A 26,771-nucleotide genomic window follows, 5' to 3' on the forward strand; every position below is an offset into this window, starting at 1 on the left:
GTTTCATCGTTTCCGCACCCCCTGCCGGTCGGAGAGCACCGTTCGGATCCGGTCGGTGGACAACGCGACCAGCAGGATCAGGCCCAGGTAGATGTTGAGACTCTCCAGCCCGACGCCGAGCAGGTCGAGGCCCTTGCGGATCACCGTCGTCAGCGCGGTCCCGAGCAGTGTTCCCCAGACCGAGATGAACCCGCCGGCCAGCAGCGTTCCGCCCAGAATCGGGCCGAGGAACGACGGCAGCATGAACTCCTCACCGATGGTCGCCTTGATAGACCCGGTACTGACGGCCAGCATGAACCCGGCGAGAGCCGCCAGGCAGCCGGACATCGCGTGCGCTGTGATGACACGACGAGCGGTCGGGATGCCGGACAGCTCAGCGGCCTTCACCGACGTCCCCGTCATCAGCAACTCACGGCCGAGCTTGGTCCGGCTGTAGATCCAGCCCACCACGACCATCGCGATCACCGCGAACATCGTCAACTGCGGGACCGCCGGCGAACCGCAGACATTGCCGATGCAGACGTCCGCGAGCGAGTAGTTGCGCAGTTCGCGCATCCCCGGCGGCTTGGTGACGAAGGCCGCGTTGTCGGTCAGCCCCGTGTAGACGAGCGGGATCAGGCCGAGCAGCAGGAAGTCCAATGCCAGCGTGACGACGAACGAGTTCACCCCGGTCCGCGCGATCACCCAGCCCGCGAGGGCGCCGATCGCGGCTCCAGCGACGAGGCCGACCAGCAACCCGGCGTACAGGCTGAAGTGCCACAGATCGTACGAGATGCCGGTGATCATCATCGAGAAGGCGGCCATCCGGCCGACCGCCAGATTCATGTGGCCGATCGAGAGCACGCACAACTGGGCCAGCCCCACGACGGTGAACATCGCGATGTCACGCAGCAGCGGGAAGACGACCAGCTGCTGGTTGAAGAAGGCTGGTCGCAGGATGCCGAACAACGCCGACAGCGCGACCACCAGGATCAGCAGGCAGACCCGCTGGTTCGCCCACCACGGCGTCCGGCCGCCGCGCGGCTGCTCGGTCGGAGCATCCGGCTCCTGCAGCGCCTGGGTCGCGGTCTCCGAGACCGGTGCGCTCACGAGACCCGCCGGTCGTCGATCGCGTCGCGGTCCCAGTCGATGCCGAGTCCCGGCTCGTCCGGCGCGACCGCATGCCCCTCGACGATCTCCATCTCCTGGTGCGTGATCGCGCGCAGCTGCGGGATGTGCTCGACGTACCGCCCGTTCGGTACTGCGGCGGTCAGGCTCACGTGGATCTCCATCAGGAAGTGCGGGCAGACCTGCAGGTTGAAGGTCTCCGCCAGATGCGCGACCTTGAGCCACGGCGTGATGCCACCGACCCGCGCGACGTCCACCTGGACGATCCCGGCCGCTCCGGAGGCGACGTACTCGCGGAACTGCGAGATGGAGTACATCGACTCGCCGACCGCGATCGGGATCGAGGTGGACTCGGCCAACCGGATGTGCCCGGTCAGATCATCGGCCGGCAGCGGCTCCTCGAACCAGGTCAGGTCGATCGGCTCGAAGGCATGGGCGCGACGCTTCGCCTCGGCGTACGTCATCGACTGGTTCGCGTCGACCATGATGTCGAGGGCCGGACCAACCGCGTCCCGTACTGCGGACAGCCGCTCGACGTCCTCGTGGACACGGGATTTGCCGACCTTCAGCTTCACCCCTGGCCAGCCGGCTTTCTGCGACTCGAGCGCGCCCGCCACCAGCTGGTCCGTTGTCAGGTGCAACCAACCGCCCTCGGTGTCGTACAGCGGCACGTTCCGGCGATAGCCACCGGCCAGCCGCCACAAGGGTTCACCGGCTCGCAGACAGCGCAGGTCCCACAGCGCGGTGTCGACCGCGGCCAGCGCCAGCGAGGTGATGGCGCCGACCGTGGTCGCCCGGGTCGAAGCGAACAGGTCGAACCAGATCGCCTCGATGTTGCGCGCGTCCGCGCCGACCAGCCGCGGCAGCAGGTGATCGCGCAGCATCGCGAGCACCGCACTGCCGCCGGTACCGATCGTGTACGAGTAGCCGAAGCCGGTCAGGCCCTCGGTGGTCTCCAGTTCGACGAAAACCGTTTCCTGCTTGAGGAACGACTGGACCGCATCGGTCCGGACGGTCTCGACCTCCAGATCGACTCCGAAGGCCTCGGCGCGGGTGATGGTGGTCTTGGGCAAGCTCATCGGTCCGTTCATCAGCGGGAAGGCGGTGGGTTCGGACTACTGGCAGCTCAGCTGAGCGGCGAACACCTTCTGCAGATCCGCCGTCTTCGCCTTCCGCTCGGTGTCGTAGCTGTCCACGTTGGCCTTGGTGACGATGAAGGAACCGGAGTCGACGGTCACGCCGGGCGTTTTCATCGTGCACTGCTTGGAGCCGAGCAGGGCGAGCAGCCAGCCACCGACGTACGCCTGACCGACCGGGTTCTGCGCCACGGTCGCGGCCACGCCACCACTCTTGATCCCGGCCAGGATCTTGGCGTCGTCGTCGATCGCGACCACCTTGATCGGCAGCTTGCTGCTGGCCACTCCGTCGGCGGCGGCGACGGCAGGGTTGTACGCCGTGGTGACGATCCCCTTGATGTCCTTGCCCTTGGACGCGAGCAGGTCGGCGACCGCCTTCTGCGCGGTCTGCAGGTCCTCGTCGATGTCGGTGACCACGGCCAGCTCGGTCACCTTGCCACCGGTCTCGGCGATCGCCTTGCGGACGCCGGCGATCCGGCGCTGGGTGTTGGAGTCGACGTTGTTGCCGGTCAGGTGCACCAGCGCGCCCTCGCCGCCCATCGCCTCGATGGTTGCCTTGGCCGCCTTGTACGCCGCTGCCTCGACATCCGTGGACAGGCAGAAGTCGGCCGAATTGGTGTCACCAGCGGGGCAGGACGCCAGCGAGCCGACCACGAAGCCCTTGGCCTTCAGGTCCTCGAAGGTCGAGTTGATGTCGGTCGGCGACACGCCGAAGATGCCGAACGCGTTGTATCCCTGGGCCGCCAGCGAGTTGAGCACGTTGTTCTGCTTGCCCTGATCCCACTCGCCGGTCTCGTTGAAGGTGGCGCCGGCCAGCTTGAACTCGGTCTTGTCCTGGTCGGCGGTCGTCTTCCAGGGCTGGAAATAGGGGTGCGCGCCGCCCGGGACCAGCGCTAGCTTCACCTTGGAACCGTCCTTGAGCACCACCGGCCCCGCCGACGTACCGCTCGAGGCGTCGTCACCGGCGGTTCCACCGGTGGTGTCACCGGTGTTCTTGGTACTGCAACCGGTTGCGACCAGCGCAACGAGGGCCAGCCCGGCGGCGGTCCTGCGATACAGCGAAGATGGGGTGCTCATGGGCCGACTCCTCATAGATCCTATAGGATATTGCGTAGCTGATGCTGCCGCTTCACACTGGTGCCGTCAAGGGTTACGCCGGCAACGACTGTGTATACCCCCGGCCGGCTGCGAGTCGGGCAGAATGAGGGCTTCGGGAGGAGGAGCGACTGTGACAGATGCTCATGTGGGTCTGGCGGGCCAGCTCAGCCGCCTGCCCCAGCGCCAGGTTCTGAGCGACGACGTCTACGAGACCGTCAAAGGCCTGATCATGGACAGCGTGGTGGAGCCGGGGACCCGGCTGAACATCGACGCGCTGACCCGGGAGCTGGGGATCTCGCAGACCCCCATCCGCGAGTCACTGGCCCGGCTGGAGTCGGACGGGCTCGTGATCAAGGAACCCCTGCGCGGCTACCGGGTGTCGTCCCGGCTGACCCGGGCCGAGTTCGAGGACCTCTTCGAGTACCGGCTGCACGTCGAGCCGTGGGCCGCCGGCCGGGCTGCCGAGCGAGCCGGGGCTGAGGACCTGGTCCGGCTCAAGGACGAGATGCTCAGCTACACCGACGTCCCCGACCGCCCGGACTACGACAGCTACAAGGCGATGGCCGCCCACGACCAGCGATTCCACGACCTGGTGCTGGAGCTGTCCGGCAACGACACCGCCCGGCAGTCCTTCGCGCGCACCCACTGCCACCTGCACCTGTTCCGGCTGTACTACGGCGGCGGGATCGCCACCAAGGCGCTGCGCGAGCACAAGACGATTGTGACGGCGGTCCGCAAGGGCGAGCCGGAAGAGGCGATCGCGACGATGCGGTCGCACATCGAAGCCTCACGGGCGCGACTGCGTCCCGTGTTCGACCAAGAGTGAATCCCTGAGGAGTTTTTGTGGAACTGCTGCGCCTCGGCGCGGTCGGTGAGGAGCGCCCGTACCTGCGCGACGCCGATGGCACCGTCTACGACCTGAGCTCCGTCACCGCCGAGATCGACGGCGCCTTCCTCTCCTCGGACGGGATCGCCCGGGCCCGGGCCGCGCTCGCGGCCGGCTCCCTGCCGGCGGCCTCCGTCGACGGCCTGCGGATCGGCGCCCCGATCGCGAAGCCCGCCGCGGTGGTCTGCATCGGCCAGAACTACGCGGCCCACGCGGCCGAGTCCGGCTCCGAGCCGCCCACCCACCCGATCGTCTTCTTCAAGCACCCGAACACGGTCGTCGGCCCGTACGACGAAGTACTGGTTCCGCGCGGCAGCACCAAGACCGACTGGGAGGTCGAGCTGGCGGTCGTGATCGGCAAGACCGCCCGGTACCTCGAGACCGACGAGGAGGCACTCGCCTGCATCGCCGGGTACACGGTCTCCAACGACGTCTCCGAGCGGACCTTCCAGATCGAGGTGTCCGGCGGCCAGTGGTCGAAGGGCAAGTGCTGCGAGACCTTCAACCCGCTCGGGCCGGCCCTGATCCCGGCCGACGAGGTCGACCCGACGAACCTCGGACTCAGGTCCTGGGTCAACGGCGAGGTCCGGCAGGACTCGAACACCCGGGACATGGTCTTCTCGGTGGCGGCGCTGATCCGCGACCTTTCGCAGTACATGACCCTGGATCCGGGCGACCTTCTCAACACCGGTACGCCGGAAGGTGTCGCGCTGTCCGGCCGGTTCCCGTATCTGTCGCCGGGTGACACCGTCGAGTGCGAGATCGACGGCCTCGGCAAGCAGAAGCAGGCTCTCGGCAAGGCCTGAGTTGCCTGGGCGCCGAAACTGTCGGTGCCCCGTTCTAGCCTCTGCGAGGTGACTTCCTACCTCGACGAGATCCGGGTTTCCTACGACACCGTCGCGACCGACTACGCCAAACTTGTCGGCAGCGCCGGGTCGTGGGAGATCCCGTTGCTGACGAACTTCGCCACACTGGTCGGCTCGACCGGGGCGGTTCTCGACGTCGGCTGTGGACCCGGGCGCGTCACCGGGCTGCTGCAGTCCCTCGGCCTGCCCGCCTTCGGCATCGACCTGTCGCCGGGAATGATCGAGGTCGCCCGCCGCGACTACCCGGACTTCCGCTTCGAGGTCGGCTCCATGACGGCGCTCGACCTGCCCGACGGCGAACTGGGCGGCATCGTCTCCTGGTGGTCCAGCATCCACCTTCCGCCGAACGCGTACGAGACCGCCTTCGCCGAGTTCCACCGCGTGCTGAGACCAGGTGGACAGCTACTCGTCGGCTTCCACGAAGGAACTCAGACCAGACACGTGACCTCGGCGTACGGCGGTCACCCGATGTCGATCTACGTCCACCACCGCACCCCCGACCAGGTCGCGTCCGTCGGTACGGCGGCCGGGTTCACCCCTCACTCCACCTTCGTCACCGACCTGGACAGCACCAGACGAGGCGCCTGCGTCTTCTTCCGCAAACCGGACAATTCGGTGGCAGAGAGCTAGCCGCTTGCAGGAGACTCCGCAGATGACCTCCAAAGTGCGCACAGTCACGTTCGACACCCAGGACCCGCACACGCTGGCAACCTGGTGGGCCAAGGTGCTGAACGGCAAACTCGGTGACGACGATTTCCCCGGTGATCCGGGCGTCTCGGTCACGACCGACTCGATGACCCTGCTGTTCTGGCAGAACCCGGACCCCAAGGCCGTCAAGAACCGCCTCCACCTGGACCTCGAACCAAACACCACCCGCGACGAGGAAGTCGAGTGGCTCCTAACCCTCGGCGCCACCGTCTACGACGACTGGCGAGCCCCGGACGAACGCGAACCAAACGCGCCGGCGGGCTCCGGCTACGTTGTCATGCTCGACCCCGAAGGCAACGAATTCTGCGTCCTCCGAGGCACCAGCGAACGCGCCACCACCAGCTAGCACTACGCCCTCCCCGGCTCCTCCGTCGCCGCCTCGGGTCGCTGAGGTGAGCCGGGCCGGTGGTGCTCCGGCGAGGCGAGCCGCGTTGGTGGCGCTCCGGCGAGGCGAGCCTGGTTTCGCGGTCTCCCGCGGAGAGGAATGAGCCGCCCGGGCGTCGTTGGCTTAGCTGGCTGGATCCTGGGAGGTGAGCGCTGCTCGGGGTGGGCGGTCAAGTCGGCCGAAGGCTTGGGGGAGGCGATCGTGGTCTTGTTGCTGGGGGCAACTGCTGGTGGGGTGGGTTTCGCGCTAGCTGGAAACCTTTTGTCTGCAGGTGCAAGTTTGTTTCCACTGAGGCGCCACGCAGGCCGATTCGGGTCCGATTCGGCCGTGATCGGGTTCGTCGAGAGCGACCCCGGCTCATTTCGGGGTGGACCGGACCGCCAGCAAGGCAGTCGTCGGCCAGTAGCCGACCAATACCCAGCCGGCCACGCTCATTCCCGCCTGATCCCGACCAATCCCGCCTCGGCTCGGCAGCCGTTTCGAGACGACTGCCTGGCTGGAGGTGCGGTCGGCGGACCAGGAGGTGGCATGGGGCGGGGCTAGGCGGAGTACGGGGTGTCGCCGGTGAAGGTTATGCGCCAGTCGGTGAGCCAGGCGTGGACGGCGACCGTGTAGCCCTCGCGGGTGGCTGCCAGGCGGTGGTGGCCGGCTTCCTGGGGGGCGATCTCGGTGGTCCAGCCGCGGGCGGTCAGGGCGGAGGCTGCGGTGGTGATGGCAGCCGCTGGGTCTGGAGTCACGTCGGGTTCACCGGTTTCGACGGTAATTGAGCAGATCGTGGCCGGGCCGCGGCCGTCGAAGAGGGCGCCAGGGTTGATCGGGCCGGGGTCGTGGGTGATGACGGGAGTTTGACCCGGTACTACGGCTGCCGCGACTGCGAGCAGTTCGGTACGGAGCACCTCGCGTGCTTCGGGCAGTGTCATCGCGTCGGCTCCACCGCTCGTGCGTCGGTGGAGGTCGACCCCAACGCACACGCCGTCATCGGCTTGGCCTTTCTGGACGCCGCGTATGGGCGCGGCCTACCGGCTTCGACGGGATTCGGCCGGGGCGGCTTCCGTCTGCGTTCGCGCGTACCTGGTTCGGGTGGGAGCGTTTGGTCAGGGACACGACTCCGTCATACACCTTGCCGGCGGCTGCCGCGGCGCTGTTGAACGGGTCGGCCCAGGAAACTCCCAGTGCCAGCTTCGACTCCTGTGACCGGCTGGTGTCGGTGGTGGTGATGTGCGCCAGGTCGCCGCGGACCACCCGGCCGATGTTGCGGAGCGCCTCGCTGTTCTGGCGGTAGTACTCGTTGTGCCAATGCACCGAGACGGCCTCGTCGTTCGTCGCCATCCGGATCGCGTCCGGGAAGGTCGCCGGGTCCGGGCCGTGCCACTCGCTGTAGGACACGTAGTCGCCGGGCGCGCGTTCGACGTACAGTCTGGTCGGCTCCGGGACGAAATCCGAGGCCTGGTTGACGAATTTGGTGATTCCGGGGCTGCCGGTGAGTACCACCCGGTCCACCCGGACGCCCTGCATCATCCCTTGACCGACCACATCTGTACCGTAGCTGTGCCCGACCAAGGTGACCTTTGCCTCCGGCAACCTCTCGGTGTCCAGGCCGGCATTGAATCGGCGCAGCGCCGGCCCAGCCTGAATCGCGGATCGCTTACTCGCCGCCTCCCGCAGACCCTGCGGCGAGTCGTAGTCGAGCCACAGCACCGCGGCCGTACCGGGCCCGGCCTCATGCCGGATCAGATCGGCCCGATCCACCTGCCCACGCAGCGTTTCGAGGTTGTTGCCCATCCCCGGAACCAGGACGGCGATGTTGCGCGCCCGATCGAGATCTCCCAGTACTTCGACCGCCCGGCCCTGCCCGTCCGGCTGGATCGCGAGGAACTGACGGTCCCGGAGCACCTTCGCAACGTTGCCTGAAGCATCTACCTCGGCGCTCGCGACCGGCGTCAGCAGCTCGTCAAGGGTCTCCAGCCGCTTGCGCTCATGCTCCCCCACCGGCCCCGCGGCCCGCAGCCGATCGCGGGCGTCGACGAGCCGGAGGTGGTTCGCGCGATACCGGAGTACGGCCGGTGCGCCGTCGAGCGAGCCGACCTCGTCGGGCCGCGTCTCCGCGAGCCGAAGCGCGACGTCAGGTGCCAGCGAAGCGAAGTACGAACGTGTCTCGTACGCCGCTACCTCGGCGGGCAGCTCCTGCACCCGCCGGACCAGCAGCTCGAACTCGTCCGCCATCGCGACTCCCCGTCAGCGCTCCGTGACTCAAAGGTCTCCGAAGTCTGACATTGGAACTCTCTAACGGGAAGACCCGATTATCCGAAGACGAGTGACCAAGCTCCGGTGTGGGCGGACAGGTGGACCACCGAAAGCGGTCGCACGTCGACGTGCCGGAGGGATTCAGCCGGCGCTTCGAGCACGTACAGAACCGCCGCTCGGACCACCGCCGGATGCACGACCGCGACCACGTTCTTGGCGCCATCCTCGGAGGCCGAGGACAAGTCACCCAGCCAGTCGGCGACCCGGATGAGCACGTCGTTCGCGCTCTCGCCGCCGGGCGGTGCCGTGTGCGGATGCTCCAGCCAGCCGCCCACCTGCTGCGGATCCGCGGTCAGCAACTCCTCCAGGCTGCGCCCGGTCCAGTCGCCGTACTCGCGGTCCCGCAGCGCCACCTCGACCTTCGGGGTGAGTCCGAGCGCCTCCGCGGTCTTCACCGCGGCCGGTTCCGGCCCTGCGAACACCTCGTCCGCGTTCAGCTTCAGCTCGCGAGCAGCTTCGAGACTGGCGGCATCCGGCTCGGCAGCGCCGCCGAGGACAAGCCCTCGCAGCGCCGGAGTGAGCGCGTGGGCGACCAGAGTCAGTGCGGTCAAGCGGCGACCACCTTCGAGTCAACGGCTACCGGCGTACGACGGTCGACCGCCGCAGCGTATCCGATTCCGAGCAGCGTCCACAGCACCGTCTGCGTCCCCAGCGAGGCGAGTCGGAACTGCCAGAGCAAGGTCGCCGGGAAGGTGTCGGGCACCTCGTTGATCTTGGGCAGGATCAGGTACCCCACCACGACGGTCGCCACCAGCGCAACGCCACCGCCGGCCAGCCGGATCCACGGCAGCTCGCCGAACCGCTGCACCCACCGCGACGCGGTGACACCGGCCCAGACAGCGAGCAGGCCGATCACCAGCGTGAGCAGGTACGTCACCGTTCGCTTGGTGATGGTGTCCGGATCACCGACCGCGGGCGGGTTCGGCGGGTACTTGAAGAACGGCACGAGCACGATCCCGATGTAGCCCGCGGCGGCCAGGCCGAGCGCGGCGTACGTGTCGCTCTTGGTCCGCAGCTTGCGCCGGAGCAGGGTGAAGCCGACGGCGAAGATGCCGCCGAGCGCCACGCCGTACAGGGAGGTGGCGAGGAAGAGTCCGGCTCGCTGACCGTCACGGCTGACGAGTGGCTTCTCCCCCTCCGCGTGCTCGTGCTCGGCGCCGGTGTCATGGGAGTGCGCGGACGCGTTGGCCTCTTCGATCGCGATCGCGGAGTCGATCCGCGGCTCGCCCGTCACGTAGGCGAAGGTTCCGGCCAGCAGGCCGGCGAAGAGTCCGACGATCAGTCCGCGCACCAGGAGGGATCCGAAGGTACGCATGGCAGACCTGTCTTTCCGAAGGCCCGAGTCCGGGCCGAGGACGTACTGAGGGTGGTTAGACAGAACTGCTAGTGGCAGGGCACGCCGAGCAGGTGGCGGCCGTCGTGCATCAGCTCGTGCATGTACATGCCTGAGCGGGACAGCGCGCCCTGGTCGAAGCCGACCAGGTAGGCGAGCATCAGCGCCAGGCCCACGGTCAGCAGGGCGAGTGCCAGCAGACGCGGCGAAAGAGCCGGTACGGCGACAGACGTGGCGGAAACAGGTGTGTTCATCTGGACCTCCTAGGGAAGTGCGCGTCCCCTTCGAAAGGCTGCTGGTGTCCGAGCGTCCTGACTTACGAGCTGAGCTCGCTCACAGTGGCGCGGCCGTACCGGACTTTCACCGGTTTCCCTCATGGCACCGCAGGTTGTCCCCCGAACCGTAGCCGTCGCGTTCCGTCAGGGTCAACGGACCGCGGCGCGGCGGGTGATGTTTCCCACCCATCGAAACCCAGCTGCAAAGTGCTGCGACGGAGCTTACGGTTGGCAGATGCCGTCAGCTCACCACCTGATCGCCTTCGCGATCACCGCCCTGATCATCATCATCGTGCCGGGCCCGAGCGTGCTGTTCATCGTCGGCCGGGCGCTCGCCGTCGGCCGCCGTGAGGCGGTGCTGACCATGCTCGGCAACACCGCCGGCGCCTCCGTCATGCTGGTCGCCGTCTCACTCGGCCTCGGCACCCTGATCGCCGCGAGCGCGATCGTGCTGACGATCGTGAAGCTGGCCGGCGCGGCGTACCTGATCTATCTCGGCGTCCACGCCTTCCGGACTCGCAAGTCGCTCGCCGCGGCACTGGCCGGCGAGGTCAAGCCGGGCAGCGCCAGGCGCGTACTACGGCAGGGCTTCCTGGTCGGCGTCACGAACGCCAAGACCGCTGTCTTCTTCGCCGCCGTCCTGCCGCAGTTCGTCGACAAGGAGGCCGGATCCGCGACGCTTCAGATCCTGCTTCTCGGCCTGATCTTCATCACCATCGCGCTGTGCTCCGACGGCCTGTGGGCCCTGCTGGCGGGCACCGCTCGCGAATGGTTCGCCAGCTCCCCCCGCCGCCTCGAGCTGGTCGGCGGCACCGGCGGCCTGATGATCATCGGCCTGGGCGCCAGCATCGCCGTCACCGGCTCGAAGGAGTAGCACTACCGGGCTGTACGCCGGGCAGCGAGAACGCCGACGAGGGCGATGAGTGCCGGCAGTCCGAAGGCAGTCAGGTAGGCCGCGATCGGCCAGTGCGGCTCGATGACGGCGAAGACCGAGCCGCCGATGGCGAGCACAGTTGCCGTGGCCAACGAGTCGCTGAGTGACAGGGCCGAGCTGTTCGCGCCCTGCTCCTCGCGGCTCGAGTACTCCAGGACCAGCACCGACACGGTCGGGAACACCGTGCCCATCCCGAGTCCGGTGAGGCTCCAGCCGAGCACGCCGACCAGGACCGGCACGTTCGGGTTCAGCGTCAGTGTCGCCGTCACGATGCCGAGCACGATCGAGACCATCCCGGCCTGCAGGAAGACCGCGTGCGAGAACGGCTGCTTCGGACGTCCGCGGTACCAGGAGGCGGCGGTCCAGCTGAGTGCGCTCACCGTCAGAACCAGCCCGGCGTACGTCGGCGACAGTCCACGCTCACGGGTCAGCATCAGCGGCAGGAACACCTCTGCACCGAACCCGGACGCAGCCACCAAACCCCGCAGCGCGATCACCGAAGGAAGTCCCGACGCCAGCTTGAACGTCCCACTCGGCAACAGCTTCGGCGCGAACGCGACAACTCCGGCCAGACCCGCTATGAGCAACGCAACCTGCAGTACGCCGTGCTGCTGCCCGCCGTAGCTGAGCACTCCGACACCGACCGCCGCGACGACCGCCCATACCGCCTGCTTGCCCCAGATCCTCTGATCGCGCTGCTCGGTCACGGTCCCCGCGTGAGCCAGACCCGGTCGCATCACCAGCGCCGCCGGGATCGCCATCGCCGGTACGGCGAGGAAGACGATCCGCCAGCTCGAGTGCTCCACGATGAGCCCGGCGATGACGGGTCCGACCAGGGACGGCACGACCCAGCCAGTGGCGAAAGCGGCGAAGATCTTCGGCCGGAGCCTGGCCGGGTAGAGGTGACCGACCACGACGTACATGGCGACCGTGAGCAGGCCTGCCCCGAAGCCCTGGACGAAACGGCCGATGACGAGGACCTCCATCGACGGCGCGAGGCCGGCGATCAGCAGGCCGGCCAGGAACCAGCCGGTGCCGTGCCACAGCGGGCGGGTCGGCCCCTTCAGATCGCTCCAGGTGCCGGAGACCACCATGCCGACGACGCCGGATGCCAGCGGTCCACCGAAGGCGAGCGCGTAGAGCGGCAGACCGTTCAGCGCCTGCGCCACCGTCGGCATCGCGGTGGCGACCGCGAGCGCCTCGAACGCGACCAGCACGGTCAGCGCGACCATCCCGATCGTGAGAGCGCGGTACTGCGGCGCAAGCACGCCTGGCAGACGGCCGGCGCCGCGCTGATCGATGGCGGGCTCTTGCTGGTCGGCGGGGAGTTCAGCTGTCGCGGTCATGCCGAGAAGACTCGGCGTTGAAGTGCACTTGAAGTCAACCCTTCGACTTCAAGTGCACTTGAAGATCAGAGGACGGCGGCGAGCACCAGCGCGATGATCGGCGGACCGGCCTGCAGGACCGCCGAGCGGAGCATCTTGCGGTTCGACGCGACCAGGACGATGCCGGCGCCGGCCATACAGGCACAGGCGAACAGCGCGATCGCGTGTCCCTTGTCGCCACCGCCGATCAGGCCGCCGAACGCGCCGAGCGCGAGGAACAGGTTGTAGAAGCCCTGGTTGAACGCCCACGGCTGGGCGATCGCGGCCTCGGTCTCGTTCGGGATCAGGAAGCGCCGGTAGGTGCTGGGCTTCCGGAACAGCAGGCTCTCCATCACGAACACGGCCAAGTGGAAGGCGCCGGCGAGGCCGACGAAGATCTGCGCGACGGTATTCACGAGCGAACCGTACCGCCCCCGTGCCTCCGGCAACAGATTTCCCACGCCCGGAACCCGGCCCTGCACCGACAGGCAGTCATCCGGCCCACGGAGCCGCGAAGGCGCGGGCGGGATTGGCGACGAACATGTCGGCAGCGAACTCCTCGCCGAACCGGCGAATCAAGCGCGGCCGGAGCCCGGTGAGCAGATAGGGCATCCCCGGTCCCTCGCCGGTCGCGCCCCGCGCTTTCGCGGTGGTGGTGTCGCCGCCGAGCAGGAGCTGACCGGCGTACCCGGCATCGACCAGCGCGCCCAGGCACTCGAACAGGTGCGGATCCGTCGCGTTGTTCGCCCGCGACGGCCCGTCGAAGGCCAGAAACGCGCCACGGGCGGCCACTTCGAGATGCAGCTCGTGATCGGGGAAACGGTTCAGGTGCCCCAGGATCACGCTCGTCGGCGGCACACCCCGGTCGTCCACCAACAGCTCCAGTACCGCGTCGGCGCCGCTGCCCAGTTCATGATGGATCCCGATCGGCGCCCCGGTCGCGTGATGCGCCTCCGCGGCGGCAATCAGGACCTCGCGCGCATGAGCATCGAGGACGTGGAAACCCCCGGCCACCTTGATCATCCCGGCCTTCACACCGGTATCGCCGATCCCGTCTGTCAACTCCCGAACAAACAACTCCGCCAGCCTCGGCCTGACTTCGGCGACCACCTCGGCGGCGTAATGGTCGGCCCGATGAAACCCGGTCGCCGCGACCACGTGCACCCCAGCCGACTTCGCGATCTCCGGCAACCACTCCGCGCCCCGCCCCAGCCCGTACGGCGTCCACTGCACGATCGTGCGCCCACCGGCAGCCGCAAAATCCTTTGCCTCTTGCAACGCCGCCTCAGGATCATCCAACTCCTGCCCTGGAAGCAGCGCACTACGAAAGAACAGATGATCATGCGAGTCGGTAACTCCCAACTCACCGGCCGACAGATCCCCAAGAACTGTACGTACCTTCACCACCCCATTGTGGCTGAGCCCGCCCAACCCACGCCGCCGCCAGAGTGAGCTCGGCGACTGCTTTGCCCCAACCGTCTCTTCAGCTCGGCGGCCTCGACCGGTCCGTAACGCTGGTGAGCAAGCTGTGTCGTGTGGCCGCCAAGCAGCTGGCTGAGGTGTGGTTACGCCCAGGTCTGTTGTTTGTTCCCGGTTCCCGGTTGGCGGTGGCGGCGGTATCTGCCGGGTGCGGTGCCGTACTGGCGTTTGAAGGCGTTGGCGAAGGCGAATTCTGAGGTGTAGCCGGTCTGGGCAGCGACGTGCCTGAGCGGGGCGTCGGATCCGTGGAGCATCCGCGCCGCGGTGGTCACGCGTCACCAGGTCAGGTAGGCGAGGGGCGGTTGGCCGATCAGTGCGGTGAACCGCTTGGCGAAGGCCGCGCGGGACAGGCCCGCCTGTGCGGCCAGTGTCTGGAACGTCCAGTGGTGGGCGGAGTCGCGGTGGATGGCGTGCAGCGCGGCGCTGATCGCAGGGTCGGCCAGTGCCGCGGCCCAGCCTGCGGTGTTGCTCGGTTCGGGTTGTTCGTCGAACCAGGCTCGCAGGATGTAGAGGAGCAGCGAGTCGAGCAGGGCGGGCACGATGGTGTCGGTGCCGAGGCGGGGGTGATCGAGTTCGACGGCGAGCAGGTCGACGGCGGCGCGGAGTTGGGCGCGGTGTCCGAAGCGGGCGGGCAGGTGGACCATGTCGGGGGTCCCAGAACACCAGCCCCAGTGCTCAGCGCCGGCCCGTCAGAGCGGCTGCCGTCGGTGGCGCGGTGCTCGCCACCAGCCTGCTCTGGCTCATCGCCCGCCTGCTGGGAGCCGACCTGAGCGTCGATCAGCACAATGGACAGGGGTCTCAGGCCATCGGCCTGCCTCTCATCGCCGGCTTCACGCTCGTGATCTCCCTGCTCGGCTGGGGTGCGCTTGCCCTACTGGAGCACTACACCCTCCGGGCCACCACCATCTGGAGCGTGCTCGCGCCTCGATACTTCTGCTGTCCTTCGCGCCGATCCTCCTCGCCGGAGCCACCACCGGCACCAAGACCACGCTCTGCCTGATCCACCTCACCGTCGCCGCCGTACTCATCCCGACGCTGCCCACGGAAGGCCAGTACACCAACCGCCTAACTGGCGCCGACGGCACCGACCGACGGCCGTACGACCACCGCCGCAATCGGCAATGCTCGCTCGGATGGCACCAGGATCCCCTAACGGACACACCCCTCAGCAGCTCTCGACAATCCCCGGGGGCCAGCCTGGCCAATCGTTGGTTTTGTGCTGGAGCTACGCAGAGCGGCTGCGACGGAGGCGGCCGTGGCAGGGTGGTCGCGCCTTGCTGCTAACCATGACGAAGCTACATGTTCGGCGTGCTTGTGTGGCAGCAAACTTCCGGATCATGAGGGGCCGGCGTGGGCTGGACGACCCAAGCGGAAGGGGCCCAGCCGATTCGGCTGGGCCCCTTTCTGCAAGCTGGTGCTACTAGCGGCTGCGGCGGCTGCCCGCCGAGAAGGCTGCGGCGCCTGCTGAACGGCTGCTCGCGCCCGGAGTGCTGGTGCTGTAGGTCTTCGGAGCGGCCGAGCCACCGCGACCCTGGGAGCGGGTCTTGGTTGCCTGACCCGCGCCGCGTTGGCCGCCACCGGAGCTTGCGCCCCGGCTCTGACCGCCGGAGCTCGCGCCTCCACCGGCTGCGCCGCGACCGCCGCCAGCGCTGCGTGCGCCAGCAGTACCGCGAGCACCGCCAGTGCGTCCGCCGCGACCGCGACCGGCAGAGCCGCGACCGCCTGAGCCACCGCCGGTACGGCGTACCGCATCGTCGCTGACGACCTTGACGGTCGGTGTGACGAAGGTGCGCTCACCCGGAGCCAGCTCTGCGAGCAGCGGGTCGCCGACGCGGAGCTTGGTCACCTTGGCGGCGATGCCGGCCTTGCGGGTCAGGTCCCGGACGTCGCGGACCTGGTCGTCGGTCATCAGCGTGACGACGGTGCCCTCGGCGCCTGCGCGCGCAGTACGGCCCGAGCGGTGCAGGTACGCCTTGTGCTCGATCGGCGGGTCGGCGTGGATCACCAGGGTGACGTCGTCGACGTGGATGCCTCGCGCCGCGATGTCGGTCGCCACCAGCGTCTTGGCGGAACCGTCGGAGAAGGCCTCCAGGTTCCGCGTCCGGGCGCCCTGGGACAGGTTGCCGTGCAGCTCCACGGCTGGGACACCCAGCGCGATGAGCTTCTTGGTGAGTGACTTGGCGCCGTACTTCGTCCTGGTGAAGACGAGCGTGCGGCCGGGTGCGGCGGTCAGGTCGACGAGCACCGGCAAGCGGGTGTCGGACTGGACGTGCAGCACGTGGTGGCTCATCTTGGCGACCGGCGACTGGGCCGAGTCGACGCTGTGGGTCACCGGCGACTTCATGAATCGCTTGACCAGCACGTCGACGCCGGCGTCCAGGGTGGCCGAGAACAGCAGCCGCTGGGCGTTCGCCGGAGTGGCCTCCAGGATCCGCCGGACGGCGGGCAGGAAGCCGAGGTCGGCCATGTGGTCGGCCTCGTCGAGCACGGTGATCTCGACCTGGTCGAGCTTGGCGTGACCGGTCTTGACGTGGTCCTCGAGCCGGCCCGGGCAGGCGATCACGATGTCGACGCCGCGCCGCAGCGCGGTGATCTGCGGACCGGCGCCGACGCCACCGAAGATGGTCATCGTGCGCAGGTCGAGCGCGTCGGTCAGCGGCGTGATCGAGGCCTGGATCTGGGTCGCGAGCTCGCGGGTCGGCGCCAGGATCAGCGCGCGCGGCTGGTTCGGCCGGCGCTTGCTGGTGCTCTGGGTGAGCCGGGCGAGCACGGGCAGGACGAACGCGTAGGTCTTGCCGGAACCGGTCCGGCCGCGACCGAGGACGTCCTTGCCTGCCAGCGAATCCGGCAGCGTGGCCGCCTGGATCGGGAACGGCTTGAGGATGCCTGCCGAGGCCAGCGCCTTGACCAGTCCGGCCGGAACGCCGAGGTCGTCGAAGGTCAGGTTCTCGTCGATCACCGCGGCGGCGACCTCGGTGTACGTGTTGGCTTGATTGCTCTCGGCAACGCCAGCTGATGTGCCGGCGGCGCGCGAACTCTCAGTACCGGAGTTGTTTCCTCCTGCACCGGTACGGCGCCGGCGGCGGGGACGCGCCGGGGCCTCACCCTGGGCGCGCGGGGGCCGTGCGGAACTAGAAGAAGCGGAATTGGGCGTGGTGCTGCTGGGGCGGCGTGCCGCCATGAAGTACTCCAAAAGATCGGGGGGTCGTCCTGCCCGGCGCAGCCATAGGGCCGCGGCGCGTGGTGGTCGACTGCTAGCGCAGCGTATGCACTGGATCGGCCGAGGCAGAACTGGGCGGCCGTCACAGCTAGTGTACGGCACTGCTGGACCATTGGCAGAGAGTTACCGATCTGTTGAACTTCAGCCGTGTCTGACGACGAGAAGTTCCGAGTGGAACCACCCACTACTGCGAGTGAACGAGAGCTGCTGCAAGGGTTCCTCGACTACCACCGCGGCACCTTGCTGTGGAAGACATCGGGGCTGACCGGCGCGCAACTGGCCGCGGGCCGGCGTGGAGCCGTCCACGATGAGCCTCCTCGGACTTGTCCGGCACCTGACCGAGGTCGAGCGCTACTGGTTCCAGATCTGCCTCGACAAACGCCCGATCTCCCCCGTGCTGTGGACCGACGAGCATCCCGACGGGGACTTCGACCTGGTCGATCCTGCCCTCGTGGAGCACGACGTCGCGCAGTACCAGGAGATCGTCAAGCTGTCCGACGAGATCGGCGCCGGCTATGACCTCGACCACACCTTCCACCGGCCGCGCCGAGAGACCGAGCTGTACTCCGTGCGCTGGCTCTACCTCCACCTGATCGAGGAGTACTCCCGCCACAACGGCCACGCCGACCTCCTCCGCGAACGGATCGACGGCCGGACCGGCGAATGAACCTCAGGGCCTGATCGAGCGGATCAGGGCGACGATGTCGTTGGTGACGCCGCGGACGCCGGGGATCCGGGTCAGCCGGAGCAGCTTGTCCACGAGTGGGACCGAGCGGTCGATCAAGGCCTTGGTCCGGCGCAGACCGTCGCTGTCGTCGTGGACCCAGAACAGCACGATCCCCATCTGCATCAGCCAGAGCAGCTCCGGCAGCTCGGCCTTCAGATCCGCAGCCAGCTTGAGGTCCGACCCTTCGACGACCAGCCGGAAGACCTCGACGCTGGCGTCCCGGGCAGGCCTCGACTGCTCACTGAACGGCGACAGCGGACTCTTCGGCTCCGCGGCGCTCTTGAAGAACGTCCCGGCGAACTCGTGGTACGGCTCGGACACCTCGAGCCAGCTGTGCAGCACCTCACCCAGTCGCTTGGCGAAGGTCTTCTCCCGGGCCAGGATGTCCCCGACGGCTTCCCGGTGCAGGGCTTGCAGGTGGTCGTAGTACGCCTGCATGAGGTGCTCTTTGGAGCTGTAGTAGTAGTACGCGTTGCCGACAGAGACACCTGCCTCGGCGGCGATCACCCGCATGGTGGTCTTGCCGTACCCCTGCTCGCGGAACAGCCGCAGCGCGGTCGACAGGATCAGCTCACGCGTCTGCTCACCCTTGGCGGTCGCACTGTCCGTCACATCCGTCAGCGTAGTCACCCCCTGCCGGATCACTCCGCAGTGTGCTCCAACTCCGCAGCCCGGCCGCCGCCTGAACCATTGCCTTGGCCACTGGCCGCATCGCCGGACTAGCAAGCCGTACTGCGGTGTGCCGGTGCTCCGAGGTCGCCCAGAGGCAGACGATCCACGCCCGGTCGCCGACGTACACGGAACCGTCATCGGCGACCACTGTCACCTCGCGCAGCGTGGCCTCGTGATCCAGCGTCGGGTAGAGCCTTCTCGCGTCTGCCGACCCCGCCGCGACAAACCCGAGCTGGACTACCCCGCCACTGCCGTTCCTAGCCGGCCGCTGCACCGCCAGCCACTCCTTGAACCGGCGGCAGAGGCCGCACTGCGCGTCGTACAGAACCACTAGCGCCTGCATAGCTCAGTAGCCGCCAGGCATCGGGTACTGCGTTCCGGTGAACGGCACACCCGGCCCCTGAACCGGCTGGAACGGGTTGTTCTGGAACGGGCCCTGGGGACCGTTCTGCCCTTGCGGGATGACGTTGTTCGGCGGGACCGGCGGAGTGGTCATCTCCTCCTGCCGGCTGCGGCGGCGGATCGCGTTGAAGATCCAGACGTTCAGCAGGTGCAGGATGCCGAGCACCACCAGCACGGTGCCGAGCTTCATGCTCAGCTGCTCGATCGCGCCGCGGGCGTCGGCGACGGTGTCCCGGGTCCGCAGGAACAGGGTCACGAAACCGAGGTTGACCAGGTAGAAGCCGACCACCAGCAGCCGGTTCACCGCGTCGGCGAAATCGTTGTTGCCGTCGAACACGTCGATCAGGAACACCCGCCCGTTGTGGCTCAGGGTCCGCGCCACCCAGATCGTCAGCGGCACCGAGATCACCAGGTAGACCAGATAGGCCAGCACTGTCATCGCACTCACATCCTCACTCTTGAACATGTTCAATTCTGGGTCGTGACGATCGTAGGCCGAAGTTTTGAACATGTTCAAGTCAGCGCCGCGGTGACCCGCGTCTCATCGCCGCCGCAGCTAGCGGACCCGCGCCCAGCGCGTCATGCCGACCATCGTGCCCTGCTCAGGTCAAGGCCTGACAACCGTCGGCGGGCCGGAGTACAGTCGTCGCAGGCACTCAGGGTGCCACCGGTCCGCGGGAAGGGCTCAGCCCACCTGGATACAAGGTTGTGCGGTATTGCCCACCTCCTTTCTCGCCTGACGACGCGGACAGCAGGCTCGTAGAGAGGAGGTCGCCATGCCGACCCGAAATCTCCCGAACGACCCGAGCCTCGAGCACCTGAAGAAGCAGGCCAAGAGCCTGCTGAAGAAGGTCCAGGCGGCAGATCCCGAGGCGCTGGCACTGGCCGCGGAGTTCCATCCCACCGGCGTCGACGGTCTTGCCGGAGCGCAGCTGGTGATCGCCCGAAGCTACGGCTTCGCCAGCTGGGCGCGACTCGTGCACCACATCGAGCTGGTCGGCCACTACAGCCGATCGCCACATCAGCAGTCGGTGGGCGGCCCGCTGGACACCCCGGAGCAGCGGGCCGACGAATTCCTCAAGCTGGCCACGCTGCACTACGGCCAGGATGATCCAGCCGGCCGAACCACCGCCCGCTCGTTGCTGAACGACTTCCCAGAAGTTGCTCTCAGCAACATCTACACGATGGTGGTCGCCGCCGAGCCGAGCGTGGTCGCTGCGGCACTGGCAGCCGATCCGGCATCAGCTTCCCGCGAAGGTGGTCCGTATCGCTGGGAGCCGCTGCTCTACCTCACCTACTCCCGGCTCGAGGTCGACGGTCGCGTGGCCGTCGCGAAACTCCTGCTGGACAACGGCGCCGACCCGAACGCCGGCTATCTCTGGCAAGGCATGCCCTCGCCGTTCACCGCTGTCACCGGCGCTTTCGGCCGTGGTGAAGGCGATCAGCCGCCGCACCCGAACCGGCTCGACCTCGCCCGGCTGCTGCTCGAATCCGGCGCCGACGCGAACGACAGCCAGACGATGTACAACTGCGGCCCGGGCTGTCCCCCGCCGTACGACGATGCGCATCTCGAACTGCTGCTGGAGTTCGGGCTCGGCAAGGGCGACGGCGGTCCCTGGCACGAGCGGATGACCACCGCGCATCCGACCCCGCGGCAACTCCTCGAAGACGAACTGGTCTTCGCCTCGCACGAGGGCCTGCTGCATCGCGTCGAACTCGTGCTCGCGCAGGGAATCGACCCCGACCGGCGCGGGACCGAGCACCCGATCTTCGCGGGCCATCGCGCGTACGAGTTAGCTGCGATCCAAGGCCACACCGAGATCGCGGAACTCCTGCTGGAGAAGGGCGCGACACCTCTCGACGATGTCGGCGAGCTCTATGCCGCCGTACTGCGGGGCGACCCCGTCGACGCGGATCCGGATCTCGCCGCCCGGGCCGTCGCTCGCAACCCACTGCTGCCGATCCGCGTCGCCGAGATCGGTGCGACGCACGCGCTGCGACCGCTGCAGGAGTTGGGGTTCGACCTCAACGTCGGCCGGATGAGGACACCGTTGCACCTGGCCGCACTGCTCGGGCACCTCGACACCGTGCGGAAGCTGATCGAGCTCGGCGCGGACCCGACCGTCGAGGATCCGCACTACCACAGCACCCCGCGCGGCTGGGCCGAGCACAACAACCAGCAGGAGATTGTCGACTACCTGGACACGTTGTAGCGGATCTCCAGCATCACGCAGCCGTCATCCGTGCGTACTCGGCTTTCACGGGCTCACCGTCAGGAACAGGAACGAGCCGAAGATCATCAGGTGTACTGCGCCCTGCAGCAACGTGGCCCGACCGGTCGCCAGGGTCAGCATGCTCACCACGACGGTCAGTGCGAAGAGCACCATGTCCTTGCCACTCAGGCCGAGCACCAGCGGCCCGTCGAGCCAGATCGATGCGATGGCGATCGCGGGGATCGTCAGTCCGATGCTCGCGAGTGCGGACCCGAGGGTCAGGTTCAGGGTGGTCTGCAAGCGATCCCGCAACGCGGCCCGTACTGCGGCGACCGTCTCGGGCAGCAGCACCAGCAACGCGATCACCACGCCGACGACCGCGAGCGGCGCACCGGCCGACTCGACCGCTGACTCCAGCTTCGGCGACACCGTTTTCGCCAACCCGACGACCGCGATCAGGCAGACGAACAACAAGGCCAGGCTCGTCAGCGCCACTCGCGAGCTCGGAGCCGCCGCGTGCACCACCCCGACCCCGTCGTCCTCGACGTCCTCGTCGGCTTCGCCTGTCGCCTTACCGCCGGCCGCAGAGACCGCGGTCATTGCGGCAGGAGTCTCCGCGGTAGGTATCGGAAGGAAGTAGTCGCGGTGCCGGATGGTCTGGACGAACACAAATACGCCGTACATCACGAGCGAGGTCACACCGGCGAACGCGAGCTGCGCCGAGCTGAAGGTGGCCCCCGGCGTACTGGTCGTGAAGGTCGGCACCACCAGGCTCAGCGTCACCAGCGCGGTCATCACCGCGAGCGCGCTGCCGGACGCGTGCACCCGGAACGCCTGCGTCTTGTGCCGCAGCGACCCGACCACCAGTGCAAGACCGAGGATCCCGTTGCAGGTGATCATCACCGCGGCGAACACGGTGTCGCGTGCCAGCGAGGCGGCCTTGTCGCCGCCCGACGCCATCAGCGTCACGATCAGGGCGACCTCGATGATGGTCACCGCGAGCGCGAGGATCAGCGTGCCGAACGGCTCGCCGACCCGGTGGGCCACCACCTCGGCGTGGTGGACGGCCGCGATCACCGCGGCACCGAGCCCGGCGCAGACCAGGATCAGCAGTAGCGCACCTAGGTCCCGGCCCCAGGACAGCACCAGTACGACGAGGGCGAGTGGGGGCACGGCCAGACTCCAGCGCGGCAACCCATGGACAACCGTCTCTGTCATCCCCAGCGAGTGTATTAGGCCGACAGGAATCCAGTTGGCAACTGGCGCTGCGGAGGTGATGCTTTTCGCATTATGGAAACTGTGCAGATCAGGGAAGCCGTCGCGAACGACTGGGCCGCGATCTGGCCGTTCTTCCGCGAGATCGTCACCGCGCGCGAGACCTACACCTACGACCCGGAGCTGACCGACGAGCAGGCCCGCTCGCTGTGGATGTCACCGTCGGGCTCGAAGCTGAGCCGGACCACGGTCGCCGTCGATGCCGACGGCACTGTTCTCGGCAGCGCCAACATGTACCCGAACCGGCCGGGACCCGGCTCACACGTCGCCAGCGCGAGTTTCATGGTCGACGGATCGAAGCGGGGCCGCGGCGTCGGCCGGGCGCTCTGCCAGGACATGATCGACTGGGCAGCCGCGAGCGGCTTCCGGTCGATCCAGTTCAACGCGGTGGTGGAGGCCAACGAGCGAGCGGTCAGGCTCTGGCAGGACCTCGGCTTCCAGATCATCGGCACCGTGCCGGAGGCGTTCCTGCACCCCACCCACGGCTACGTCGGCCTCCACGTGATGCACCGGCCGCTCTAGAACGAAGCCAGCTCCTCGGGCGTGAAGGCACGGAGTACGCAGAACTCGTTGCCCTCGGGGTCGGCCATCACGACCCAGGAGACGGACTCGTCCTGGCCGACCGACACCCGCTTGCCGCCGAGCGACTCATGGCCGAAGGCTCGCCGGAGGCGACGGGTTGGGTCCAATCGTTTGGTTAACTCGGGGGTATGTCGGAGACGCGCGCACGCCGGATGTGGAAAGCCCTCGAGCCGTACCACGCGATCAGCTACTTCGCCCCCGAGACGCGGCAGGCGACCGACGCACTCGGATTGCGCGGTGGCTGGATGAGCTACTTCGCCTGCCGCGCCGCTCCGCTCGGCCAGGTCGGTCCCGAGGTGGTCACAGCCGTCTTCTACAACTTTCACCCGTCGATGGTCGCCCGCGCCCTCCCCGACGCCTGGGGACTCGCCTCGCCCGACCAGGTGCTGAAGGCGCGGATGGAGGCCGTGGACCACGCCGTACGCCGGATGCTGCCCGACGCGGGCACGGTCCTTCGCCGTACGGCGGAATTGGCCCGCCAGGCAGCCGAGGTGGCACCCGTCGCCGGCCGGCCGATCGGTGCCGCGAATGCCGCCCTGCCCTGGCCCGGCGAGCCGCATCTGGATCTCTGGCACGCCACCACGATCCTCAGGGAGTCCAGAGGCGACGGCCATGTCTCAGCGTTGGTCACTGCGGGCATCACCCCGTGCCAGGCGAACATCACCATGTCCGCGGCGGGTGGCCCGTCCAAGGCGGTCTACCGGGCTGCCCGGCGGTGGAGCGATGACGAGTGGGCCGAAGCCGAGGAGGACCTCAGGTCTCGGGGACTACTCGCGGCCGACGGCACCCTGACCGAGCAGGGTCGAGCGCTTCGCCAGCAGGTCGAGGACACCACCGACGCATTGGCCGAGCAGGGCTGGTCGAGGCTCGGCGACGCCGCGACCGAAGAACTTGACCGGCTGATCCGCCCGTTCACCGGCGCGATCATGGCCTCGGGCCTGATCCCGCCCGACAACCCGATGGCTCTGCGCTGGGAGAAGAACGAACTCCCGAGCTAGCGCCGTTTCTCCGGTCCGCGGAAGGTCACGTAGATGAGGGCGACGCCCAGGGCCGCGACTATCGGGCCGACGATCGCCCAGAGACTCTGGCCGCTCATCGAACTGCCACCGATGTACCCGAGACCTTGCAGTGCCCACACCACCCCGGCAACCGTCAGCAGCACCCCGAGCGCGGTCAGCACAACCTTCTTCATCCCAGTCCCTTTCGGCAGACGCTGTTGAGACTAGCTCGCTTGGATGCGGGTGGAGACCAGCTCCAGGGCTTTGGCGAGATCCTCGCCTGTAGGGGCCTTGGCTGGGTCGAACAGCCACAGCACCACCACGCCGAGCAGTAGGGCTTGCATGAACGATCCGACGAGCTGCACCTCGGACTCAGGTGTCTCGGGACCCACGGCACCGAACAGTGTCGCAACGCCCTCCCGCGCTTCTCCCCGCAGGTTGGACAGCTCCCGTAGCAGCTCCGGCTGATGCGCTCCCTGGCTGAGCACCTCGAACTGGGTCAGCCACAGCGCCCGCGTAGTAGGTGTCGACAGCGTTCCCACCGCGAGCCGCCAGGTCTCCACGAATCGCTCACGAGCCCCCGCTGCTGCGCCGAGCCCGGCCGCCATCGCCGTACCGACCTCCGCGCCCCACTCGTCCAGGGCCTCTCGCATCGCCTCGTTCATCAGGTCGTCCTTCGACCCGAAGTGGTAGCCGATGGCCGCCAGGCTGACGCCGGCCGCGGTCGCGATGTCGCGCGCCGTCGTCCGGCTGTAGCCCTTCTCCATCAGGCAGGTCTTGGCGCCCTCGATCAAAGCCTCGCGGTTTCCCATGCCGACCACTCTATCGCCGTCTGATACGAACGTCTTGTACGGGCGTCTAAGACCATCGTGATGCGGGAGGTCGACGAGGCCTGTCAGAAGCGGGGGGTCGACGGGGCGAGGTGGTTCATCCCGGGCAGCCGGTGGTTCGCTGCCTTTCGTAACCTGAATTTCCGGCTGATGCCCTACCTGCCGTGGCGCAGGCTGATCGAGGAGATGCCGCTGAAGGTCGGCAACAAGGTCGAGCTCAGGGACTACGCAGGCCCGTCGCGGCAGCCCGCAGTACGGCGGTGGTGAGTGCGTCCAGGACGGCGGAGTCGAGCTTCCAGTGCTGCCAGTACAGCGGTACGTCGACATACTTGCCGGGGGCAACTTCTACCAGGCAGCCGGCCACCAGGTCTGCCTCGACCACCTCCTCCTCGATCATCCCCCAGCCGAGGCCGAGCCGGATCGCCCGGACGAACGGCCCCGGCGCGGGGATCGAGTGGACCGGCGGGTCGAGGCGGCGCCGGGTCACCTTGCGCATCAACCGGTGCTGCAGCGTGTCTTTAGCGTTGAAGACGATCATCGGCGCGGTCTGCATAGCGTCCACGAGCGGCCGCCCGGTCAGCCAGCGCTCGGCGAACTCGGGCGTGGTGATCGACAGATATCGCATCTTCCCCAAGGCCCGAACCCGGCAGCCCTGCACCGGCCGCGGATCGGCTGTCACCGCAGCAAGCACGGTGCCGTTGCGGAGCAGCTCGGCCGAGTGATCTTGGTCCTCTTGGCGCAGGTCGAAGGCCGTCACGAGCTCCGGCGGTACGTCGAGCAGGGCGGGCAGGAACCAGCCGTTGAGCGAGTCCGCGTTCACCGCGATCGGTAGCCGTAGCCCTTCCACCTTGCCCTTGACCGAGGCGATCGCCTCGGTCTCCAGCAGGTCCACCTGCCGGGCCAGCCGCAGCAGCGCCTCGCCGGCCTCCGTACTCCGAGCCGGCTTGGTCCGCTGGATCAGGACATGACCGAGCCGGCTCTCCAGAACCTTGATTCGCTGGCTCACTGCTGACGGGGTGATCCGCAGCCGCCGGGCGGCCGCCTCGAAGCTGCCCTCGTCGATCACGGCCGCGAAGGTGTCGAGCTGTGCGGAGTCGATCTGCATGATGAAGCAATGCTAATGCCGGTGAAGAATCTTTAGCTGGTCTGCTGCGACTCCGAGCCATACGGTCGAGTCATGCCCCTGCTAGCAGGTTTTGCCACGTCGCTTTCCCTGATCGTCGCGATCGGAGCGCAGAACGCCTTCGTCCTGCGCCAGGGACTGCGCGGCGAGCACATCCTGCCGGTGGTCCTGACCTGCGCCGTCTCGGACGCCTTGCTCATCTCCGGCGGGATCGCCGGACTCGGCGCCCTGATCGAGAGCAGCCCGACCGCGCTGAACATCGCGAAGTACGGCGGCGCTGCCTTCCTCTTCACGTACGCCGTGATCGCCGCGAGGCGGGCCTTCAACCCGGGGGCGATGAGCCCGGCGGATCACGCACCGGCGGCGCTGCGGAGCGTAGTACTGACTTGTCTTGGGTTCACGTATCTCAATCCGCACGTGTACCTCGATACCGTTGTCCTGCTGGGTTCGCTTGCAAACCAGCGCGGTACGGACGGGCGATGGCTTTACGGTCTCGGCGCGGTCGCGGCCAGCTTCGGCTGGTTCTTCGCGCTCGGCTATCTCGCCCGCAAGCTGGGACCGATCTTCGCCCGGCCGCGCGCCTGGCAGTTCCTCGACGGCGGCATCGCGCTGGTGATGGCCACACTCGCGACCTGGATGGTCATCCCCTGATCGCTCTTCGCCGACGAGGAGTGCGCCGGTCAGGCCGCGTGCTGGTAGGCGGGGTAGGTCAGGTAGCCGGTGTCGCCGCCGGCGTACCAGCTGGCTAGGTCGTCGGCCGCGATCGGCAGGTCCAGGCGTAGCCGCTCGACCAGATCCGGGTTGGCGATGAAGGCCCGGCCGAAGCTGATCAAGTCTGCGCCGAGACCGAGCCA

The 26,771-nt window shown here is 67.9% G+C and carries 34 protein-coding genes, 1 pseudogene and 1 riboswitch; of the genes and pseudogenes, 12 read left to right on the top strand and 23 right to left on the bottom strand.

Going from position 1 to position 26,771, the window contains the following annotated elements; genetic code table 11:
- Window positions 1-3: 3 nt before the first annotated feature.
- The 3 genes from F1D05_RS19620 to F1D05_RS19630 are packed head-to-tail and all read right to left on the bottom strand — an operon-like array spanning window position 4 to window position 3,320.
- Window positions 4-1,089, bottom strand: coding sequence for an ABC transporter permease (locus F1D05_RS19620; protein WP_185441657.1), 1,086 nt, complete (start codon window positions 1,087-1,089; stop codon window positions 4-6).
- Complete coding sequence (locus F1D05_RS19625; protein ID WP_246485774.1) at window positions 1,086-2,186, bottom strand: mandelate racemase/muconate lactonizing enzyme family protein; 1,101 nt, start codon at window positions 2,184-2,186, stop codon at window positions 1,086-1,088. The genes F1D05_RS19620 and F1D05_RS19625 overlap by 4 nt, the downstream gene beginning before the upstream one ends.
- A gap of 36 nt (window positions 2,187-2,222) precedes the next feature.
- Window positions 2,223-3,320: a sugar ABC transporter substrate-binding protein gene (locus F1D05_RS19630; RefSeq protein WP_185441659.1), complete on the bottom strand. Its 1,098-nt coding sequence runs from the start codon at window positions 3,318-3,320 to the stop codon at window positions 2,223-2,225.
- 151 nt (window positions 3,321-3,471) lie between these two features.
- On the opposite strand from F1D05_RS19630, the gene F1D05_RS19635 reads away from it, so the two are divergent.
- From F1D05_RS19635 to F1D05_RS19650, 4 genes are read left to right on the top strand one after another with little or no spacing between them, the layout of a single operon-like run.
- Complete coding sequence (locus F1D05_RS19635) at window positions 3,472-4,167, top strand: GntR family transcriptional regulator (protein ID WP_246485775.1); 696 nt, start codon at window positions 3,472-3,474, stop codon at window positions 4,165-4,167.
- 17 nt (window positions 4,168-4,184) lie between these two features.
- Window positions 4,185-5,033 (top strand): fumarylacetoacetate hydrolase family protein, encoded by an 849-nt coding sequence (locus tag F1D05_RS19640; protein ID WP_185441660.1) that lies wholly within the window; start codon window positions 4,185-4,187, stop codon window positions 5,031-5,033.
- 48 nt (window positions 5,034-5,081) lie between these two features.
- Window positions 5,082-5,723, top strand: coding sequence for a class I SAM-dependent methyltransferase (locus tag F1D05_RS19645; protein ID WP_206685763.1), 642 nt, complete (start codon window positions 5,082-5,084; stop codon window positions 5,721-5,723).
- 22 nt (window positions 5,724-5,745) lie between these two features.
- Window positions 5,746-6,147: a VOC family protein gene (locus F1D05_RS19650; RefSeq protein ID WP_185441662.1), complete on the top strand. Its 402-nt coding sequence runs from the start codon at window positions 5,746-5,748 to the stop codon at window positions 6,145-6,147.
- A gap of 578 nt (window positions 6,148-6,725) precedes the next feature.
- Here F1D05_RS19650 and F1D05_RS19655 read toward each other — a convergent pair.
- From F1D05_RS19655 to F1D05_RS19675, 5 genes are all read right to left on the bottom strand, one after another.
- Window positions 6,726-7,106 (bottom strand): hypothetical protein, encoded by a 381-nt coding sequence (locus F1D05_RS19655; RefSeq protein ID WP_246485776.1) that lies wholly within the window; start codon window positions 7,104-7,106, stop codon window positions 6,726-6,728.
- 55 nt (window positions 7,107-7,161) lie between these two features.
- Window positions 7,162-8,409, bottom strand: a complete 1,248-nt coding sequence (locus F1D05_RS19660; RefSeq protein WP_185441663.1) for an alpha/beta hydrolase — start codon at window positions 8,407-8,409, stop codon at window positions 7,162-7,164.
- A gap of 77 nt (window positions 8,410-8,486) precedes the next feature.
- Window positions 8,487-9,041 (bottom strand): histidine phosphatase family protein, encoded by a 555-nt coding sequence (locus tag F1D05_RS19665; protein WP_185441664.1) that lies wholly within the window; start codon window positions 9,039-9,041, stop codon window positions 8,487-8,489.
- Window positions 9,038-9,805 carry a CbtA family protein gene (locus tag F1D05_RS19670; RefSeq protein ID WP_185441665.1) on the bottom strand — a complete coding sequence of 256 codons (768 nt, stop codon included), beginning with the start codon at window positions 9,803-9,805 and terminating at the stop codon, window positions 9,038-9,040. Before F1D05_RS19670 ends, F1D05_RS19665 begins: the two co-directional genes overlap by 4 nt.
- A 68-nt stretch (window positions 9,806-9,873) precedes the next feature.
- Window positions 9,874-10,077, bottom strand: a complete 204-nt coding sequence (locus tag F1D05_RS19675) for a CbtB domain-containing protein (RefSeq protein WP_185441666.1) — start codon at window positions 10,075-10,077, stop codon at window positions 9,874-9,876.
- Window positions 10,078-10,127: 50 nt separating this feature from the next.
- Window positions 10,128-10,198, bottom strand: a riboswitch (adenosylcobalamin (AdoCbl) riboswitch).
- Between the two features lie 135 nt (window positions 10,199-10,333).
- On the opposite strand from F1D05_RS19675, the gene F1D05_RS19680 reads away from it, so the two are divergent.
- The gene (locus F1D05_RS19680) at window positions 10,334-10,972 is read left to right on the top strand and encodes a LysE family translocator (RefSeq protein WP_185441667.1); all 639 of its coding nucleotides are present in this window, start codon (window positions 10,334-10,336) and stop codon (window positions 10,970-10,972) included.
- Window positions 10,973-10,974: 2 nt separating this feature from the next.
- Here F1D05_RS19680 and F1D05_RS19685 read toward each other — a convergent pair whose 3' ends face one another.
- The 5 genes from F1D05_RS19685 to F1D05_RS19700 all read right to left on the bottom strand — a co-directional run bounded on the left by F1D05_RS19685 (window position 10,975) and on the right by F1D05_RS19700 (window position 14,519).
- A complete protein-coding gene (locus F1D05_RS19685) occupies window positions 10,975-12,378 on the bottom strand; it encodes an MFS transporter (protein WP_185441668.1) in 1,404 nt (467 codons plus the stop codon).
- Between the two features lie 65 nt (window positions 12,379-12,443).
- On the bottom strand, window positions 12,444-12,812 hold the full coding sequence (locus tag F1D05_RS19690) for a DUF1304 domain-containing protein (RefSeq protein WP_185441669.1): 369 nt from the start codon (window positions 12,810-12,812) through the stop codon (window positions 12,444-12,446).
- Window positions 12,813-12,888: 76 nt separating this feature from the next.
- Entirely contained in the window at window positions 12,889-13,800 is a 912-nt protein-coding gene (locus F1D05_RS19695; protein WP_206685764.1) for a phosphotriesterase family protein, read from the bottom strand.
- A 161-nt stretch (window positions 13,801-13,961) separates the two neighbouring features.
- A complete protein-coding gene (locus tag F1D05_RS40465; RefSeq protein WP_246485777.1) occupies window positions 13,962-14,147 on the bottom strand; it encodes a helix-turn-helix domain-containing protein in 186 nt (61 codons plus the stop codon).
- 3 nt (window positions 14,148-14,150) lie between these two features.
- Window positions 14,151-14,519 (bottom strand): helix-turn-helix transcriptional regulator, encoded by a 369-nt coding sequence (locus tag F1D05_RS19700; RefSeq protein WP_246485778.1) that lies wholly within the window; start codon window positions 14,517-14,519, stop codon window positions 14,151-14,153.
- Window positions 14,520-14,590: 71 nt separating this feature from the next.
- Here F1D05_RS19700 and F1D05_RS43055 point away from each other — a divergent pair.
- Window positions 14,591-15,159, top strand: a pseudogene (locus tag F1D05_RS43055) (DUF6069 family protein).
- 136 nt (window positions 15,160-15,295) lie between these two features.
- On the opposite strand, the gene F1D05_RS19710 reads toward F1D05_RS43055, so the two are convergent.
- Window positions 15,296-16,834, bottom strand: coding sequence for a DEAD/DEAH box helicase (locus F1D05_RS19710; RefSeq protein WP_185441672.1), 1,539 nt, complete (start codon window positions 16,832-16,834; stop codon window positions 15,296-15,298).
- A gap of 568 nt (window positions 16,835-17,402) precedes the next feature.
- Between F1D05_RS19710 and F1D05_RS19715 the strand changes: the two genes are divergently transcribed.
- Complete coding sequence (locus F1D05_RS19715) at window positions 17,403-17,762, top strand: DinB family protein (RefSeq protein WP_246485779.1); 360 nt, start codon at window positions 17,403-17,405, stop codon at window positions 17,760-17,762.
- Window positions 17,763-17,765: 3 nt separating this feature from the next.
- Here the strand turns inward: F1D05_RS19715 and F1D05_RS19720 are convergent, their stop codons facing one another.
- Genes F1D05_RS19720 through F1D05_RS19730 form a run of 3 tightly spaced genes read right to left on the bottom strand, consistent with a single transcriptional unit; the run spans window position 17,766 to window position 19,362 of the window.
- Window positions 17,766-18,434: a TetR/AcrR family transcriptional regulator gene (locus F1D05_RS19720; RefSeq protein WP_185441673.1), complete on the bottom strand. Its 669-nt coding sequence runs from the start codon at window positions 18,432-18,434 to the stop codon at window positions 17,766-17,768.
- Window positions 18,406-18,837, bottom strand: coding sequence for a DCC1-like thiol-disulfide oxidoreductase family protein (locus tag F1D05_RS19725; RefSeq protein ID WP_185441674.1), 432 nt, complete (start codon window positions 18,835-18,837; stop codon window positions 18,406-18,408). Before F1D05_RS19725 ends, F1D05_RS19720 begins: the two co-directional genes overlap by 29 nt.
- A gap of 3 nt (window positions 18,838-18,840) precedes the next feature.
- Window positions 18,841-19,362: a hypothetical protein gene (locus F1D05_RS19730; protein WP_206685765.1), complete on the bottom strand. Its 522-nt coding sequence runs from the start codon at window positions 19,360-19,362 to the stop codon at window positions 18,841-18,843.
- 310 nt (window positions 19,363-19,672) lie between these two features.
- Between F1D05_RS19730 and F1D05_RS19735 the strand changes: the two genes are divergently transcribed.
- Window positions 19,673-21,109, top strand: coding sequence for an ankyrin repeat domain-containing protein (locus tag F1D05_RS19735; protein ID WP_185441675.1), 1,437 nt, complete (start codon window positions 19,673-19,675; stop codon window positions 21,107-21,109).
- Window positions 21,110-21,154: 45 nt separating this feature from the next.
- On the opposite strand, the gene F1D05_RS19740 is transcribed toward F1D05_RS19735, so the two are convergent.
- The gene (locus tag F1D05_RS19740; RefSeq protein WP_185441676.1) at window positions 21,155-22,327 is read right to left on the bottom strand and encodes a calcium:proton antiporter; all 1,173 of its coding nucleotides are present in this window, start codon (window positions 22,325-22,327) and stop codon (window positions 21,155-21,157) included.
- A gap of 72 nt (window positions 22,328-22,399) precedes the next feature.
- On the opposite strand from F1D05_RS19740, the gene F1D05_RS19745 reads away from it, so the two are divergent.
- Window positions 22,400-22,906, top strand: coding sequence for a GNAT family N-acetyltransferase (locus tag F1D05_RS19745; protein WP_206685766.1), 507 nt, complete (start codon window positions 22,400-22,402; stop codon window positions 22,904-22,906).
- Here the strand turns inward: F1D05_RS19745 and F1D05_RS40475 are convergent.
- Window positions 22,903-23,073 carry a VOC family protein gene (locus tag F1D05_RS40475; RefSeq protein ID WP_246485780.1) on the bottom strand — a complete coding sequence of 57 codons (171 nt, stop codon included), beginning with the start codon at window positions 23,071-23,073 and terminating at the stop codon, window positions 22,903-22,905. The two genes, F1D05_RS19745 and F1D05_RS40475, sit on opposite strands and share 4 nt — an antisense overlap.
- 21 nt (window positions 23,074-23,094) lie before the next feature.
- Here F1D05_RS40475 and F1D05_RS19755 point away from each other — a divergent pair, with 21 nt between their 5' ends.
- On the top strand, window positions 23,095-23,964 hold the full coding sequence (locus F1D05_RS19755; protein WP_185441678.1) for an SCO6745 family protein: 870 nt from the start codon (window positions 23,095-23,097) through the stop codon (window positions 23,962-23,964).
- On the opposite strand, the gene F1D05_RS19760 is transcribed toward F1D05_RS19755, so the two are convergent.
- Both F1D05_RS19760 and F1D05_RS19765 read right to left on the bottom strand, forming a co-directional pair.
- On the bottom strand, window positions 23,961-24,158 hold the full coding sequence (locus tag F1D05_RS19760) for a hypothetical protein (protein WP_185441679.1): 198 nt from the start codon (window positions 24,156-24,158) through the stop codon (window positions 23,961-23,963). The genes F1D05_RS19755 and F1D05_RS19760 overlap by 4 nt on opposite strands.
- A 30-nt stretch (window positions 24,159-24,188) precedes the next feature.
- Window positions 24,189-24,776: a TetR/AcrR family transcriptional regulator gene (locus tag F1D05_RS19765; protein WP_185441680.1), complete on the bottom strand. Its 588-nt coding sequence runs from the start codon at window positions 24,774-24,776 to the stop codon at window positions 24,189-24,191.
- A gap of 60 nt (window positions 24,777-24,836) precedes the next feature.
- Here F1D05_RS19765 and F1D05_RS19770 point away from each other — a divergent pair, with 60 nt between their 5' ends.
- Window positions 24,837-25,061, top strand: a complete 225-nt coding sequence (locus F1D05_RS19770; protein WP_185441681.1) for a hypothetical protein — start codon at window positions 24,837-24,839, stop codon at window positions 25,059-25,061.
- On the opposite strand, the gene F1D05_RS19775 is transcribed toward F1D05_RS19770, so the two are convergent.
- The gene (locus F1D05_RS19775) at window positions 25,012-25,899 is read right to left on the bottom strand and encodes a LysR family transcriptional regulator ArgP (protein ID WP_185441682.1); all 888 of its coding nucleotides are present in this window, start codon (window positions 25,897-25,899) and stop codon (window positions 25,012-25,014) included. The two genes, F1D05_RS19770 and F1D05_RS19775, sit on opposite strands and share 50 nt — an antisense overlap.
- A 72-nt stretch (window positions 25,900-25,971) precedes the next feature.
- Here F1D05_RS19775 and F1D05_RS19780 point away from each other — a divergent pair, with 72 nt between their 5' ends.
- Window positions 25,972-26,568: a LysE/ArgO family amino acid transporter gene (locus F1D05_RS19780; protein ID WP_185441683.1), complete on the top strand. Its 597-nt coding sequence runs from the start codon at window positions 25,972-25,974 to the stop codon at window positions 26,566-26,568.
- A 29-nt stretch (window positions 26,569-26,597) separates the two neighbouring features.
- Here F1D05_RS19780 and F1D05_RS19785 read toward each other — a convergent pair whose 3' ends face one another.
- Entirely contained in the window at window positions 26,598-26,750 is a 153-nt protein-coding gene (locus F1D05_RS19785; RefSeq protein ID WP_206685767.1) for a hypothetical protein, read from the bottom strand.
- Between the last annotated feature and the right edge of the window lie 21 nt (window positions 26,751-26,771).

The sequence above is a fragment of the Kribbella qitaiheensis genome (genome assembly GCF_014217565.1).
Lineage (GTDB): Bacteria > Actinomycetota > Actinomycetes > Propionibacteriales > Kribbellaceae > Kribbella > Kribbella qitaiheensis_A.